General features: G+C 62.7%; 12 protein-coding genes and 1 pseudogene. 4 read left to right on the plus strand and 9 right to left on the minus strand.

Going from position 1 to position 12,597, the window contains the following annotated elements:
- Nucleotides 1-246 precede the first annotated feature (246 nt).
- Nucleotides 247-1,926, minus strand: coding sequence for a recombinase family protein (locus tag EV286_RS14830; RefSeq protein WP_165932852.1), 1,680 nt, complete (start codon nt 1,924-1,926; stop codon nt 247-249).
- A 37-nt stretch (nt 1,927-1,963) separates the two neighbouring features.
- Here EV286_RS14830 and EV286_RS14835 point away from each other — a divergent pair.
- Nucleotides 1,964-2,866 (plus strand): annotated as a pseudogene (locus EV286_RS14835) (ATP-binding protein); the annotation flags it as partial.
- A gap of 4 nt (nt 2,867-2,870) precedes the next feature.
- Here EV286_RS14835 and EV286_RS14840 read toward each other — a convergent pair.
- The 4 genes from EV286_RS14840 to EV286_RS14855 all read right to left on the minus strand — a co-directional run bounded on the left by EV286_RS14840 (nt 2,871) and on the right by EV286_RS14855 (nt 6,086).
- On the minus strand, nt 2,871-3,287 hold the full coding sequence (locus EV286_RS14840; RefSeq protein ID WP_132957904.1) for a VOC family protein: 417 nt from the start codon (nt 3,285-3,287) through the stop codon (nt 2,871-2,873).
- A gap of 74 nt (nt 3,288-3,361) precedes the next feature.
- On the minus strand, nt 3,362-4,330 hold the full coding sequence (gene cysK, locus EV286_RS14845; RefSeq protein WP_132957905.1) for a cysteine synthase A: 969 nt from the start codon (nt 4,328-4,330) through the stop codon (nt 3,362-3,364).
- Nucleotides 4,331-4,459: 129 nt separating this feature from the next.
- Nucleotides 4,460-5,077 carry a LysE family translocator gene (locus EV286_RS14850; RefSeq protein WP_132957906.1) on the minus strand — a complete coding sequence of 206 codons (618 nt, stop codon included), beginning with the start codon at nt 5,075-5,077 and terminating at the stop codon, nt 4,460-4,462.
- A gap of 106 nt (nt 5,078-5,183) precedes the next feature.
- On the minus strand, nt 5,184-6,086 hold the full coding sequence (locus EV286_RS14855; RefSeq protein WP_132957907.1) for a DMT family transporter: 903 nt from the start codon (nt 6,084-6,086) through the stop codon (nt 5,184-5,186).
- Nucleotides 6,087-6,198: 112 nt separating this feature from the next.
- On the opposite strand from EV286_RS14855, the gene EV286_RS14860 reads away from it, so the two are divergent.
- Nucleotides 6,199-6,663: an Lrp/AsnC family transcriptional regulator gene (locus EV286_RS14860; protein ID WP_132957908.1), complete on the plus strand. Its 465-nt coding sequence runs from the start codon at nt 6,199-6,201 to the stop codon at nt 6,661-6,663.
- A gap of 4 nt (nt 6,664-6,667) precedes the next feature.
- Here EV286_RS14860 and EV286_RS14865 read toward each other — a convergent pair whose 3' ends face one another.
- Nucleotides 6,668-7,561, minus strand: coding sequence for a GNAT family N-acetyltransferase (locus tag EV286_RS14865; protein WP_132957909.1), 894 nt, complete (start codon nt 7,559-7,561; stop codon nt 6,668-6,670).
- Nucleotides 7,558-8,028: a dUTP diphosphatase gene (dut, locus tag EV286_RS14870; RefSeq protein ID WP_132957910.1), complete on the minus strand. Its 471-nt coding sequence runs from the start codon at nt 8,026-8,028 to the stop codon at nt 7,558-7,560. Before dut ends, EV286_RS14865 begins: the two co-directional genes overlap by 4 nt.
- Before the next feature lie 89 nt (nt 8,029-8,117).
- Here dut and EV286_RS14875 point away from each other — a divergent pair, with 89 nt between their 5' ends.
- Both EV286_RS14875 and EV286_RS14880 read left to right on the plus strand, forming a co-directional pair.
- Nucleotides 8,118-9,701 carry a peptide chain release factor 3 gene (locus EV286_RS14875; protein WP_132957911.1) on the plus strand — a complete coding sequence of 528 codons (1,584 nt, stop codon included), beginning with the start codon at nt 8,118-8,120 and terminating at the stop codon, nt 9,699-9,701.
- Nucleotides 9,702-9,861: 160 nt separating this feature from the next.
- Nucleotides 9,862-10,362, plus strand: a complete 501-nt coding sequence (locus tag EV286_RS14880; RefSeq protein ID WP_132957912.1) for a DUF2721 domain-containing protein — start codon at nt 9,862-9,864, stop codon at nt 10,360-10,362.
- Between the two features lie 12 nt (nt 10,363-10,374).
- On the opposite strand, the gene otsA is transcribed toward EV286_RS14880, so the two are convergent.
- Nucleotides 10,375-11,751 (minus strand): alpha,alpha-trehalose-phosphate synthase (UDP-forming), encoded by a 1,377-nt coding sequence (gene otsA / locus EV286_RS14885; RefSeq protein WP_132957913.1) that lies wholly within the window; start codon nt 11,749-11,751, stop codon nt 10,375-10,377.
- Nucleotides 11,752-11,793: 42 nt separating this feature from the next.
- On the minus strand, nt 11,794-12,591 hold the full coding sequence (otsB, locus tag EV286_RS14890; protein WP_132957914.1) for a trehalose-phosphatase: 798 nt from the start codon (nt 12,589-12,591) through the stop codon (nt 11,794-11,796).
- Between the last annotated feature and the right edge of the window lie 6 nt (nt 12,592-12,597).

Genomic DNA, 12,597 nt, shown 5'->3' on the forward strand with positions numbered 1-12,597 from the left:
GGTTCCCGCCCTGTGACGTGGTGTTTTTTTATGGTCACGTGCGACCGTGCACAGGTCAAGCGCCGAAAATACGTTCCGCATCCGAAATGATCTGGCGCTGCCGTCACGTACAAATACGTGATGCTTTCCATGCCCCCCACCCCGCCCAAGGGCGGTGCTGCGGCCCTCCCCCCGGGGGAAGGGCCTCACGCCCCTCGCGGGGCGACTGGGTTTCATCGCCCTCGCGCAAGCGCTCGGGCGATGCCGTTACTCCATTCCGGATGCGCCTCCCAGACCGAGGAAGAACTGATTCAAGGCGTCATTGTTGGCGGGAGATTCAAGGAGCATTGAGACAACGCCATAATCCATCCGAAATGCGAAGGGCATGGGTTCTGCCGTCATCCGCACTTCCAGACGAGGCTTGAGGATCATGACTGGTCCGATGGGGCGGCATTCGACGCGCTCCACCAGTCCGCGCAAAAGGGACGTCAACTTGATCCGTAGTTCCCGACGCTTCTCTAAGTCTGCTTCTTCTATCTGGCCGGATAGTTCATTTGCCGTAGCCAAACGTGCGATGGTGCCTGGATCGGCTTGCCTGCTGGCTGCTGCCTCTTCCTGCTCTTTCAGTTGTTTCGTAAGTTCCTTCACCTCAGCGGCCACTTGGACAAACTGCTCCTGAACCTCCTCATCTTCGGTCACGAGAACCGATAGCAAGCGGGTGCGCCGAACCTTCGCGTCGGCGAGTTTTGCCTTCAGTGCTTCGATCTGTCGGAGCATCTGAGGGGTCTCATCATCCAGAGAGGCGAGAGCAGCAACGTCGACGTGGAGCAGCGCCGTCAACAAGTCCCTCTCCAGGCGGTCAACTCGAATGCGCCGGTTATTGTCACAACCCGCTTTCCGAATGTTGCTCGAACAGGCAAGCCAGATGCCGCCTTTCGGCAATGCCCCCTTATTCTGGATATGCATGGGGCCATCGCAGGAAGCGCAGCGGGCAAGACCTTGGAGGATGTGAGCCCCTTTCTGGCCCTTCCTTCCTCCCGCTGATTGCCGCCGTCCCTCGGTGGCATTTTGGGCACGCCAAAAGGTTTCGTCGTCAATGATGCGCGGATAATAGTCCTTGATTGGTTCGCCATCCGGCCGGCGGTTCTTATTTCTGTGGCTTCCCACATGAGGCTGATACTCACCCAGAACCATCCTGTTTTGAATGATTTTGGCGACGCTGGAGGTGTGCCAGCCCGTTGACCGCTTCGTTCGCTTCTTTTCATCGGCGCGGAACGGATCGATTTTATCGGCGTTCAGACGCCGCACGATTTCGCGTCGTCCGAAACCCTCTATGGTCTCCCGGAAAATTCGTCGAACAATTCGAACGCGATCTTCGCGCTCATCGAATACTCCGTCTTTTAGTGTCAGCCATTGGGGGCCCCTTGACGTCAACGGAGTGCGATCCGTCCGAGCGAGTGCCTTCTTTTTCTCCCATGCTGGTCCAATAAGCTGAGATTTGCGGACGGACTCCGCATGAGACTGGCTTAGCTTGATTACAAGGATAAGCATCGCCGTGTTGTCGGTTCCCCCCAAGCTCTCGGGCGAGTACTCACGGTCATCATCCACGGTAACAACCGTGATACCGGCCTTAACAAGCTCGAACAATCGACCGGCGGCTATCATGGGATTTTCACGGGAAAATCGGTCGAGCGATTCGATTACCAGATACGATCCTGGCTTGATTGTTCCATCGTTGACCAATGCGAAGAAGACCCCGAGCGCACCTTCGTTAAAGTGGCTGCCGGTAAATGCAGATCGGCCCAAATCCTCGAAGCTCAGCGTCGTATCGAGATGCACGCCTTTCCGTTCACACCAATTTGTCGTCTTCGACGATTGGCGGCGGAGTGAGTCACCGTCGATTTGGTCAGGGGTGGAAAATCTCATATAGGAATAGGCGACGCGCATAGGTCTCACCGAACAGTTTTGATTCTCATTAATGTAGCATAATCTTCTGATGGTCGGTCCTCCGGGCTCCGGCAAGTCGATGCTCGCGGCACGGCTGCCGTCCATCCTGCCGCCGCTCTCGGCAGCGGAACTGCTTGAGGTCTCGATGATCCACTCGATCGCGGGGCAGCTCTCCGGCGGCAGGCTCTCTGACCGCAGGCCCTATCGCACGCCGCATCACTCCGCCACCATGGCGGCGCTCGTCGGCGGCGGATTGAGGGCGCGCCCGGGTGAGGCGTCGCTTGCCCATCACGGCGTGCTCTTCCTGGACGAGTTTCCGGAATTCGCGCCGCAGGTGCTCGATGCATTGCGCCAACCGCTGGAGACCGCGGAGTGCATTATCGCGCGGGCCAATCATCGCGTTTCCTATCCGGCCGCCATCCAGCTTGTTGCGGCCATGAACCCCTGCCGCTGCGGCATGGCGGGAGAGCCGGGTCATAGTTGCGCCCGCGGGCCGCGCTGCCAGTCCGACTATCAGGCACGTATCTCCGGCCCGCTGATGGACCGCATCGATATCCGCATCGATGTCCCGGCAGTTTCGGCGGCAGACCTGATCCGCCCGCGAGCGGCCGAGACGAGCAGCGCCGTTGCCGAACGCGTTGCGCGGGCGCGCAGCATGCAGCGCGAGCGTTTCGCTGCCGCAGGCTTGCCGCAAGTCGGGACCAATGCGAGGTGCTCAACGGCACTTATAGAAAAGCTGGCCGAGCCGGACGCCGGTGGCCTGCAGCTCGTGCGGGACGCGGCGGAGAAGATGAAATTCTCGGCGCGAGGCTATCACCGCGTCCTGAAGGTCGCCCGCACCCTTGCCGATCTCGATGAAAGCGCAATTGTCGGGCGGATCCATCTTGCCGAAGCCATTTCCTATCGCATTGCGGGTGAAAGACTGACGGCGGCCGCGTGAGCCCTTACGCGATGTGAGACGCCTCAACCTGACCATTGAAGACCGCCTCGATCCGGTGTCCGTCGGGATCTATTACAAAAGCCGCGTAGTAGGTCGGGCCATAGTCGAGGCGAATGCCCGGCTTGCCGTTGTCCGTGCCGCCTGCTGCCAATGCCGCGTCGTGAAAGGCCGTCACGGCCCCGCGATCCGGTGCGGCGAAGGCGAGATGGAAGCCGGGTCCGGGCGCGCGTGCGACGTCGCCCTGATGCTTGAGCGCGAGCTTATCGCCGCCACCCGGCGGGCCATAGCCGATCGCCTGCCCTGCTTCATCCGGGCGTATGTCCTCCCAAACCCTGACATAGCCAAGCGGCGCGAGTGCCGCATCGTAAAAAGCGGCTGCCCGTTGTAGGTCGGAGACGCCGAGCGAGAGATGGTGGAGCATGGTTCTATCCCCTCCGGGTCTCGGGCAGCATCGGCCGCCCGAGACCCGGATCGTGATTCCGATCGGCTAGCGCGTTAAGAGCCCAGGCCCTCGAAGAGCGCCGTCGATAGATAGCGTTCTGCAAAGGAGGGGATGATGATGACGATGTTCTTTCCGGCATTCTCCGGGCGGCTGCCCACCTTGACCGCGGCGGCAATGGCTGCACCGGAGGATATGCCGACAGGAACGCCTTCGAGGCGGGCGATGAGGCGCGCATTCTCGAATGCCTCGTCATTGGTGATGGTCACCACCTCGTCATAGATGCTGGTATCGAGGATCTTCGGGGCGAAGCCGGCGCCGATGCCCTGGATCTTGTGCGGCCCGGGACTACCGCCGGAGAGCACCGGTGAATCGGCGGGTTCTACTGCGACCACCTTGATTTCCGGCTTGCGGCTCTTCAGCACCTGGCCGGCGCCCGTGATCGTACCACCGGTGCCGATACCGGAGACGAGGATATCGACCGTACCTTCGGTGTCGTTCCAGATCTCCTCGGCGGTGGTCTTGCGGTGGATTTCCGGATTGGCCGGGTTTTCGAATTGCTGCGGAATGATCGCATCGGGAATGCTGGCGGCGAGTTCCTCGGCCCTGGCAATCGCACCCTTCATGCCCTTCGGCCCTTCGGTAAGCACGAGTTCCGCGCCAAGCAGCAGCAGCATCTTGCGCCGCTCCAGCGACATGGTCTCCGGCATGGTGAGAATGAGCTTGTAGCCCTTGGCGGCCGCAGCGAAGGCAAGTGCGATGCCCGTGTTGCCGGATGTCGGCTCGATCAGCGTCGATTTGCCGGGCGTGATCCTGCCCTGCGCCTCCAGGCTCTCGATCATCGCGACGCCGATGCGGTCCTTTACCGAACCGATCGGATTGAAGAATTCAAGCTTGGCCAAGAGGTTGGCCTTGACGCCCTTCTCCTTCGCCAGCTTGTCGAGCCGGACGATCGGTGTGTCGCCGATCGTTTCGGTGATGGACGAATAGACGCGGCCGCGGCCCGGCTTGTGGGTTTCGGACATGGTGTTCTCCCTTCGATTGTCGACGAGAGAATAGGGTCAAAGCCTGCCGCCTTCCAGAGCACGATTGGTCACGGCAGCCTCTCCCCGCACAAAAAAGCCTCTCGGCGATGGCGCGCGGGGAAAGTTTTTTCAGGCCGCGCGGGTAGCGATGAAGGCTGCGGTGCCAGCGAGGATGCTCGCCGCCACACGATTGAGAGCCTGCAGAGCGCGAGGACGGCGAAGCAGCGTCCGTGCCCGGACAGCAAGCAGCATGTATGGAACCAGCACGACGAGCAGCACGATGAAGGTCGCGGCGAGCAGGAGCGCATAGTCATGCACGCCGATCGCCCGGATATCGAGCAGCGTCGGCACGAGTGCCACGTAGAAAAGCATGGTCTTCGGATTGCCGAGCGTGACGAGCAGGCCGGAGAGGAACGACATGCCTATGCTCGTCGACGGACGTGCGGCGACGTCGGTCGAAATCAGTCCGGCCGTCCAGAGCTTCCAGGCGATATAGCCCAGATAGAGCGCGCCTGCGATCTTGATGATCAGGAACACTTCGGTGAAGGTCTGCGCGACATAGGCGAGCCCCAGGATGACGGCCGTCAGGTACATCATGTCGCCGAGCACCAGGCCGAGGCCCATAAAGAACGTCTCGCGGAAGCCGGAGCCGAGCGCGCGGGCGACGATTGCCGTGATTCCGGGTCCCGGGATCGCGGCGGCAACGAAAAGGGCGCCGCTATAGGCTATGAGGGCTGCAAGCGTCATCTTGAATCCTGTGATTGACAGCCCGTTCTATTACGCGCTGCCAGCCTTCGCTTCAATCGAGCGGCGGTGATGGTTCCATCACGATAAGGAATGTTTCCGACTTTGCTTATCCACGCACGGAACCGACACGCAGCAGCCGTCGCGGGGTCCAGCCGAGGTTCATGCCGGCCGCAGCAAGGAGGATGACCAGGCAGCCGAAGATCTGGATCGGCTGCAGAACATGCCCCAGCGCGATCCGGTCGACGAGGATCGCTGCGACCGGATATATGAAGGAGAGCGCGCCGGTCAGGTGCGTCGGCAGCTTCTGGATTGCGCCGTAGAGCAGCGCATACATCAAGCCGGTATGGATGAAGCCGAGGGCAGCGAGGATGGCCCAGGAGCCGGCATCCACGGGCAGGTCGGTGAAACTCGTTACCGGCGCCAGCATGAGGATGCCCGTCGCGACCTGGATCAGGGCGATCAGATGCGGCGGCGTGCCTTTCAGCCATTTGGCGGCAAGCGCGGCGAGCGCATAGAAAAAGGCTGCTCCCAGCGCCATCATGATGCCTATTCCGTAACTGCCCGCGGCGCCGCCCGCGTCCGGCTTGCCCTCGACGATCGCGGCCATGCCGGCAAAGGCGAGCAGCAGCCAGAAGAGCTTGGTCGCCGTGATCTTCTCGCCGAGAAACAGCGCGCCGAGTGCGAGCAGCATGAAGGGCTGCGTGTTGTAGACTGTCGTGGAGATCGAGATGGAGGCGTGCGCGTAGGAAGCGAAAAGCAGCAGCCAGTTGAGCACGATGGCAACGCCGCCGAGGACGGCCACCACGAAGGCCCGCCATGTGATGATGCCCGGTCTCAGAAGGCCGAGTGCTGCGCAGACGACAAGCAGCGCCACCGCACCAAACAGGCAACGCCAGAAGACGACGCCGCTCACCGGCTGGCCGGATCTGAGGACGAACCAGCCGATCGTCCCTGAAATCAGCATCGCGGCGGTCATCTCAGCCGTGCCTCTTCTGATGTCATTCGACATGCGCGTGCTCCATTGCGTTGAAGCAAGAATATTGCGGGATGCTGCCGATTTATATATTCTGTGAAAGAAAGATCGGCTTAAACGCCTAATTTTCTGAGGCTGCGGGAGAGTAATGGCTAACGGTGCTGCAAAGCTTGACGGAATAGACCAGGCGATGCTGGAGGCATTGGCGGCAAACGCCCGAATCTCGCTCAAGGAACTGGCGCAGATGGTTGGCCTGTCTTCGCCAAGTGCCGCCGAACGCCTGCGCAGACTGGAGGAGCGCGGTGTTGTCACAGGCTTCACGATCGATCTCGATCCGGCCGCGATGGGCTATCCGTTGCAGGCGATCGTGCGTGTGCGGCCGCTGCCCGGCCAGTTGCACATCGTCGAGCGCATCATCCAGGAGATCCCCGAATTCATCGAATGCGACAAGGTGACTGGCGATGATTGCTTCATCGCGCGCCTCGTCGTGCGCTCGATGGGCGAGCTCGACGGGATCCTGGACAGGGTTGCCGAAAGGGCGGAGACCAATACGTCGATGATAAAGTCGTCGCCTGTTAGGCGACGCCTGCCGCCACTCGGCAGCAGATCGTAACGCCTCAGAAATCGGCCATGGGCGAGAGCATGGCCGGTTCATCCAGGCTGGTACCCTCGAGCCCGCGCAGCATCAGCCGCGTTCCGCCTTCAAGCGGCACCGCCTCGCCGGACCAGGCGAGCCTGTCCGGCCGGAAAAGGGTCTCGACGGTTGCCGGACGGATGCCAAGCCCACCTAGTATCACGGCAAGCGAGGGGATTTCCTTCGCCACAATATCGACGAGGCAGAAGTGATCCGGCGCCGGCATCTTCCAGGCGACGACCGCCCGATGAGCCGGCAGGTAGCTGACGCGGACTTCTCTATCGAGCTCCGTGTTGATCAGGAACATTGCCGCATTGCCGGTAACGGCAAGCGTTTCGGAAACCGGCATCCGGCTTCTCAGCAGATCCTGCAACAGGGCAAGATCGGCAGCGTCCCGCGGCGACAACGACCGCGCCGCAACGGTTTCCACCGGTTCGGGCGCCTTGCCTTGGTAGCGATGCAGCGGCAGCACGCGGAACCCATACGGCTCGTAGAGTGCCGGCTTGTCCGTGTAGAGGATGATCGCCTCGAAACCCTCGCTCTCGCACCAGGCAAGTGCCCTCCGCGTTACGTCGCGATAGAGGCCGCGGCCACGCCAGGGTGGCCGTACGGCGCCGGATTGCAGACCCGCGGCATTGACCGTCCGGCCGTTGATCACGAAGGGCAGGGCGAAGGCGGAGAGGTTGGCGGCAAGCACGCCATCGTCGGTGAACCAGCCGAAAGGCATGCTGGTCGGGTCCGGCCCGCCGAGCTGCTGCAGCGGATCGATGTCGATCCCGAACGTATCGTCGAGGAGGGAGACAAGGGCCGCCCATGCGCCCGGGTCGTCGAAATAGTCCTGGCGGAAGGTAAGGCCTGTCGCGTCGATGGCCTTCATACGCCGGTGGAGCCGAAGCCGCCGGCGCCCCGCGCGGTATCATCAGCTTCGGAAACTTCCACCACCCGCGCCTGCAGCGCGGGCGCTATCACCATCTGGGCGATGCGCATGCCGCGCGTGATCTCGAAGACATCTTCGCCGAGATTGATGAGCAGAACCTTGACCTCGCCCCGATAGTCGCTGTCGACCGTCCCGGGGGTGTTGAGACAGGTGATCCCATGCTTGAAGGCGAGACCGGAGCGGGGACGCACCTGGCCCTCGAAGCCTTCGGGTATCTCGAAGACGAAGCCGGTCGGCACAAGCGTCCGCTTGCCCGGAAAGATGGCCAGTGTCTCGCCGGCGGGGATCGCGGCGCGAAGGTCCATGCCGGCTGCGCCCTTGGTCTCGTAGGCGGGAAGATCGAGGCCGTCACCATGCGGCAGGCGGACAAGGTTGACGGTCAGGCGGGTGTCTGTGTGAATGGTCATGGCGCATTACTTTGCCGCGCATGGCTGCAGGTCAATTGCAAAATGCGGCCTGAGTCGCTAGATACGCCGCAACTCACAGGATTCACACCATGGCCGAAAGTCTCGCCGAGGCGGTCTCCCGCCGCCGCACATTCGCTATTATTGCCCATCCGGATGCGGGCAAGACCACGCTCACCGAAAAGCTGCTGCTTTTCGGCGGCGCGATCCAGCTCGCCGGCGAAGTGAAGGCGAAGAAGGATCGCATGCAGACGCGCTCCGACTGGATGAAGATCGAGCGCGAGCGCGGCATCTCGGTCGTGACGTCAGTCATGACCTTCGAATATGACGACAATGTCTTCAACATTCTCGATACGCCCGGCCACGAGGACTTCGCCGACGATACCTATCGCACGCTGACGGCGGTGGATGCGGCCGTGATGGTCATCGACGCTGCAAAGGGCATCGAGCCGCGCACGCTGAAGCTCTTTGAAGTCTGCCGCATGCGCGACATCCCGATCATCACCTTCATCAACAAGATGGACCGCGAGAGCCGCGATCCCTTCGCGATCCTCGATGAGGTGGAAGAGAAGCTGGCGCTGGATACCGCGCCGATTACCTGGCCGATCGGCCGCTCCAAGACGTTCTGCGGCTCGTATCATCTGGCAAGCAGCACCGTCCGGGGCTCCGATACCGAGATCGAGGCAACACCGGTGAACGGCCCGCGCAGTGTCGCCGACCGGCTGCCGGAAAACGAACGCGAGGCCTTCGTTGACGAGACAGAGCTGGCGATCGAGGCATGCCGCCCGTTCGACCGGCAATCCTTCCTTGAAGGCCACATGACCCCGGTCTTCTTCGGCTCCGCGCTTCGCAACTTCGGCGTTCGCGACCTCATCAACGCGCTCGGCGAGTTCGCGCCGCCGCCGCGCGACCAGGTTGCCGATATCCGCACGGTTCATGCCGCCGAGGACAAGATGACGGCCTTCGTCTTCAAGATCCAGGCGAACATGGACCCAAACCACCGCGACCGCATCGCCTTCGCCCGTATCTGCTCCGGGAAGCTGGAGCGCGGCATGAAGGCAAGGCTGGCGCGCACCGGCAAGCAGCTGGGGCTGACGGCGCCACAATTCTTCTTCGCCTCGCAGCGCCAGCTTGCCGATACGGCCTATGCCGGCGACGTAGTGGGTATTCCCAACCACGGCACGCTGAGGATCGGAGATACGCTCACGGAGGGTGAATCCCTCGTCTTCCAGGGCGTTCCGAACTTCTCGCCGGAAATCCTCCGCCGCGTGCGCCTCGAGGACGCGATGAAGGCGAAGAAGCTCAAGGAAGCCTTGCAGCAGATGGCGGAAGAGGGCGTCGTCCAGCTCTTCTCGCCGGAAGACGGCTCGCCCGCTATCGTCGGCGTCGTCGGCGCGCTGCAGCTCGACGTGCTGAAGGAGCGGCTGATGGCCGAATACGGCCTGCCGGTCTCCTTCGAAATGTCGCGCTTCTCGGTTTGCCGCTGGGTTTCGGCCGATCAGGCGGCTGACCTCGACAAGTTCCTGACGGTCAAGCGCGGCGATATTGCCCGCGATCTCGACGGCGATCCGGTGTTTCTCGCCCAGGACGCCTTCTCGCTGCGCTATGAGGCGGAACGCTATCCAGCGATCAAGATGGCGGCGATCAAGGAATATCACGCCGCAAAGGCTGCCTGACCGAGCCTCCCTCTCGCACTATCGGGCAAGCGCCCCCGGTTTAGGGGCGGTATGCCCGCTCGCGGGTCGTAACCCGCTGCCTGCCGCATGTTGCCTCTCCTGCCTTTGGCGCGGATACTTGCCGCGCCGCTGGAGGATAGGCGCGGCAGGAGGAGGGCCCATGGACTTTGCAGTTCCGGACGCTGCCGGCATCATTCAGCTGGCATTGACGCCGGTGTTCCTGCTTGCGGGGACGGCGGCGTTTCTCAATGTCTTCGCGACTCGGCTCGCGCGGGTTTCCGATCGGGTGAACAGCCTGTTCGAGACGATGGCAGGCGTCGACAATCCCGATGCGGCGCGCATCCTCCACCTCTACTATCTGCGCAAGCGGACGCTCGCGCTGGAACTCGCAGTCGTGCTCGCCACATTCTCCGGCGTCTGCACCTGCCTTGCCACGCTCGGCTTGCTGACTGGAGCCATTCGGCACGCCTATCGCGATTTCCTGCTGGTTGGATTCTTCGGCATCGCCGTTGCATCCCTCATCGGTGCTCTCGGGGCCTTCCTCGTCGAGATGATCGTTGCCGGACGCAGCATGCTGCGCCAGATCGCTAACGATCGCGCCCACCTCGAGCGCCGGCATCACCGGACCTATCCCTCGTCTGCAGGCCCTGACGGGGGATAGCGATGCATTCGGCTATTTTGCAGCGAGGTCTCGGAGGAAGTCTTCGCACCACCGGGATACGTCATGATCCAGAAGATGGTCCATCATCTGCTTCCAGCGCTCGCGGCGATCTTCCACCGGCATCGAAAGCGAGCGCGCCAGGGCATTCGCCGTCGACTCAACGTCATAGGGATTGACCAGGAGCGCACCCTTGAGCTCGCGGGCCGCGCCCGCGAAGCGGGAGAGGACGAGGACGCCCGGATCCTCGGGATCCTGCGCTGCGACATATTCCTTCGCTACGAGATTCATGCCGTCACGCAGCGGCGTCACGAGCCCGACCTTCGCGAGACGATAGAGCCCGGCGAGCACATGCCGGCCGATGGAGCGGTTGATATAGCGTATGGGCACCCAGTCGATTGCCCCGAGCGCACCGTTCACGCGACCGGCCTGCTCGGCTACCATCTTCTGCATGGCCTCGTATTCCGGCACTTCCGATCGCGACTTCGGCGTGATCTGCAGGTAGGTGACCTGCCCGGTCTGGCCCGGGTTGGCGAGGATGAATCGCTCGAATGCATCGATGCGCTGCGTGATCCCCTTGGAATAGTCGAGGCGATCGACGCCGATGATGAGCTGACGGCCCTCGATGCTCTTGCGAGCCTTTCGCACGGCGCTGTGGCGCTCGGCCGATCTGGCGAACTCGGCAAAGGCCGCCGTCTCGATGCCGATCGAATAGGCGCCTCCCTTGAACACGCGTCCCAGTGCGCTGAAGCGGCCGTCGCCGAGTTCGCCGCCGATACCCTCGCGGCGCAGGCAGCCGGCGAAGTTCTCGAGATCGTGGTCGGTCTGGAAACCGACGAGATCGTAGTGCGAGAGGCCACGCATGATCTCCTCATGGACCGGCATGGCGAAGAGCACGTCCGCCGGCGGCCAGGGAATGTGGAGGAAGAAGCCGATCCTGTTGCGGAGCCCCATCTGTCGCAGCTCCGCGGCAAGCGGGATGAGGTGATAATCGTGCACCCAGATCACGTCGTCGGGCTGGATGAGTGGTGCAAGACGATGCGCGAAGAAGCGATTGACGCGAAAATACCCCGCCATCTCCTTGCGGCCGTATTCGGCGAGATCCAGGCGATAGTGGCAGATCGGCCAGAGCACCCGGTTTGCGAAGCCGTGATAATACTCTTCGACATCCGTGTCGGTAAGGTCGGTCAGGGCGTAGGTGATGTTGCCCTGCTGCTGGAGGTTCAGCGGCTCCGGCTCCCGTTCGCCGCTCGACTTGCCCGACCAGCCCATCCAGATGCCGCCGCGCTCCTCAAGTGCCGCCTTCAGCGCCACGGCCAGGCCTCCAGCCGGAACGATGCCACCCTTTTCAGGCGCGGGCACCCGGTTCGAAACAACGACAAGACGGCTCATCGGGCTTTCCTTTCATGTAAAACGCGCAGGTGCTGAAAATCGCTATGTGCTCAATCTCCTGATCATCTCCCGCAGGGCCGCCGCCGAGGGCAGCGATGCCTGTGCCTGGGTGTCGGCGCCTGGTGGCCCAATGCGCAGCGACTGGCCGCCTGCGGCATTCGCCACCCGGAACATCGCCTCGTCGGTGATGTCGTCGCCAATCGCGATCGGGCGCCGCCCGCTGAAGAGTGCCGTGGCGAGGAACGCCTCGACGGCTTGACCCTTATCGGCCGAAGCCGGGCGGATCTCGACCACCATCTTGCCGTGCTGCAAGGTCCACGCCGGGCCGACGGCGTCGAGGTGACGTTGCATGAGGCGCTCCACCGCGGTCCTCCGGTCCGGTGCGAGCCGATAGTGCGCGGCAACGGCCGCTCCCTTGTCCTCGATGATGACGCCCGGCCATCCGGCCGTCTCGTGAATGAGGGCTTCCTTAGCCGCCGACAGGGCCGGTGTGATCTCTGCACGGTGGACATCGCCATCGGGACCGCGCCATTCGGCGCCGTGGAGACCGGCCACCGGAAACCGGAACGGCGAAAACAGTGTATCGGCATAGGTGATCGAGCGCCCGGTCACGAGAGAGAGCGCCCCGCCGAGCCGGCTGGCGAGACTGTGAAGGGCAGGCGGGAGGGAAGGCGGCACGACAACCGCGTCCGGAGTTTCGGCAAGGTCGATCAGTGTGCCGTCGATATCGAGGAAAAGCGCCCAGTCCTGTGGATGCGATGATAGCGTGGCAAGCGTGGAATCCTGCCGGTGCGCCTGTGCCTGCGCCTCGGCGTCCTGGGGCTGTTCTTCATGCGACATGAGGGA

The organism is Rhizobium sp. BK251, from assembly GCF_004345245.1.
Lineage (GTDB): Bacteria > Pseudomonadota > Alphaproteobacteria > Rhizobiales > Rhizobiaceae > Rhizobium.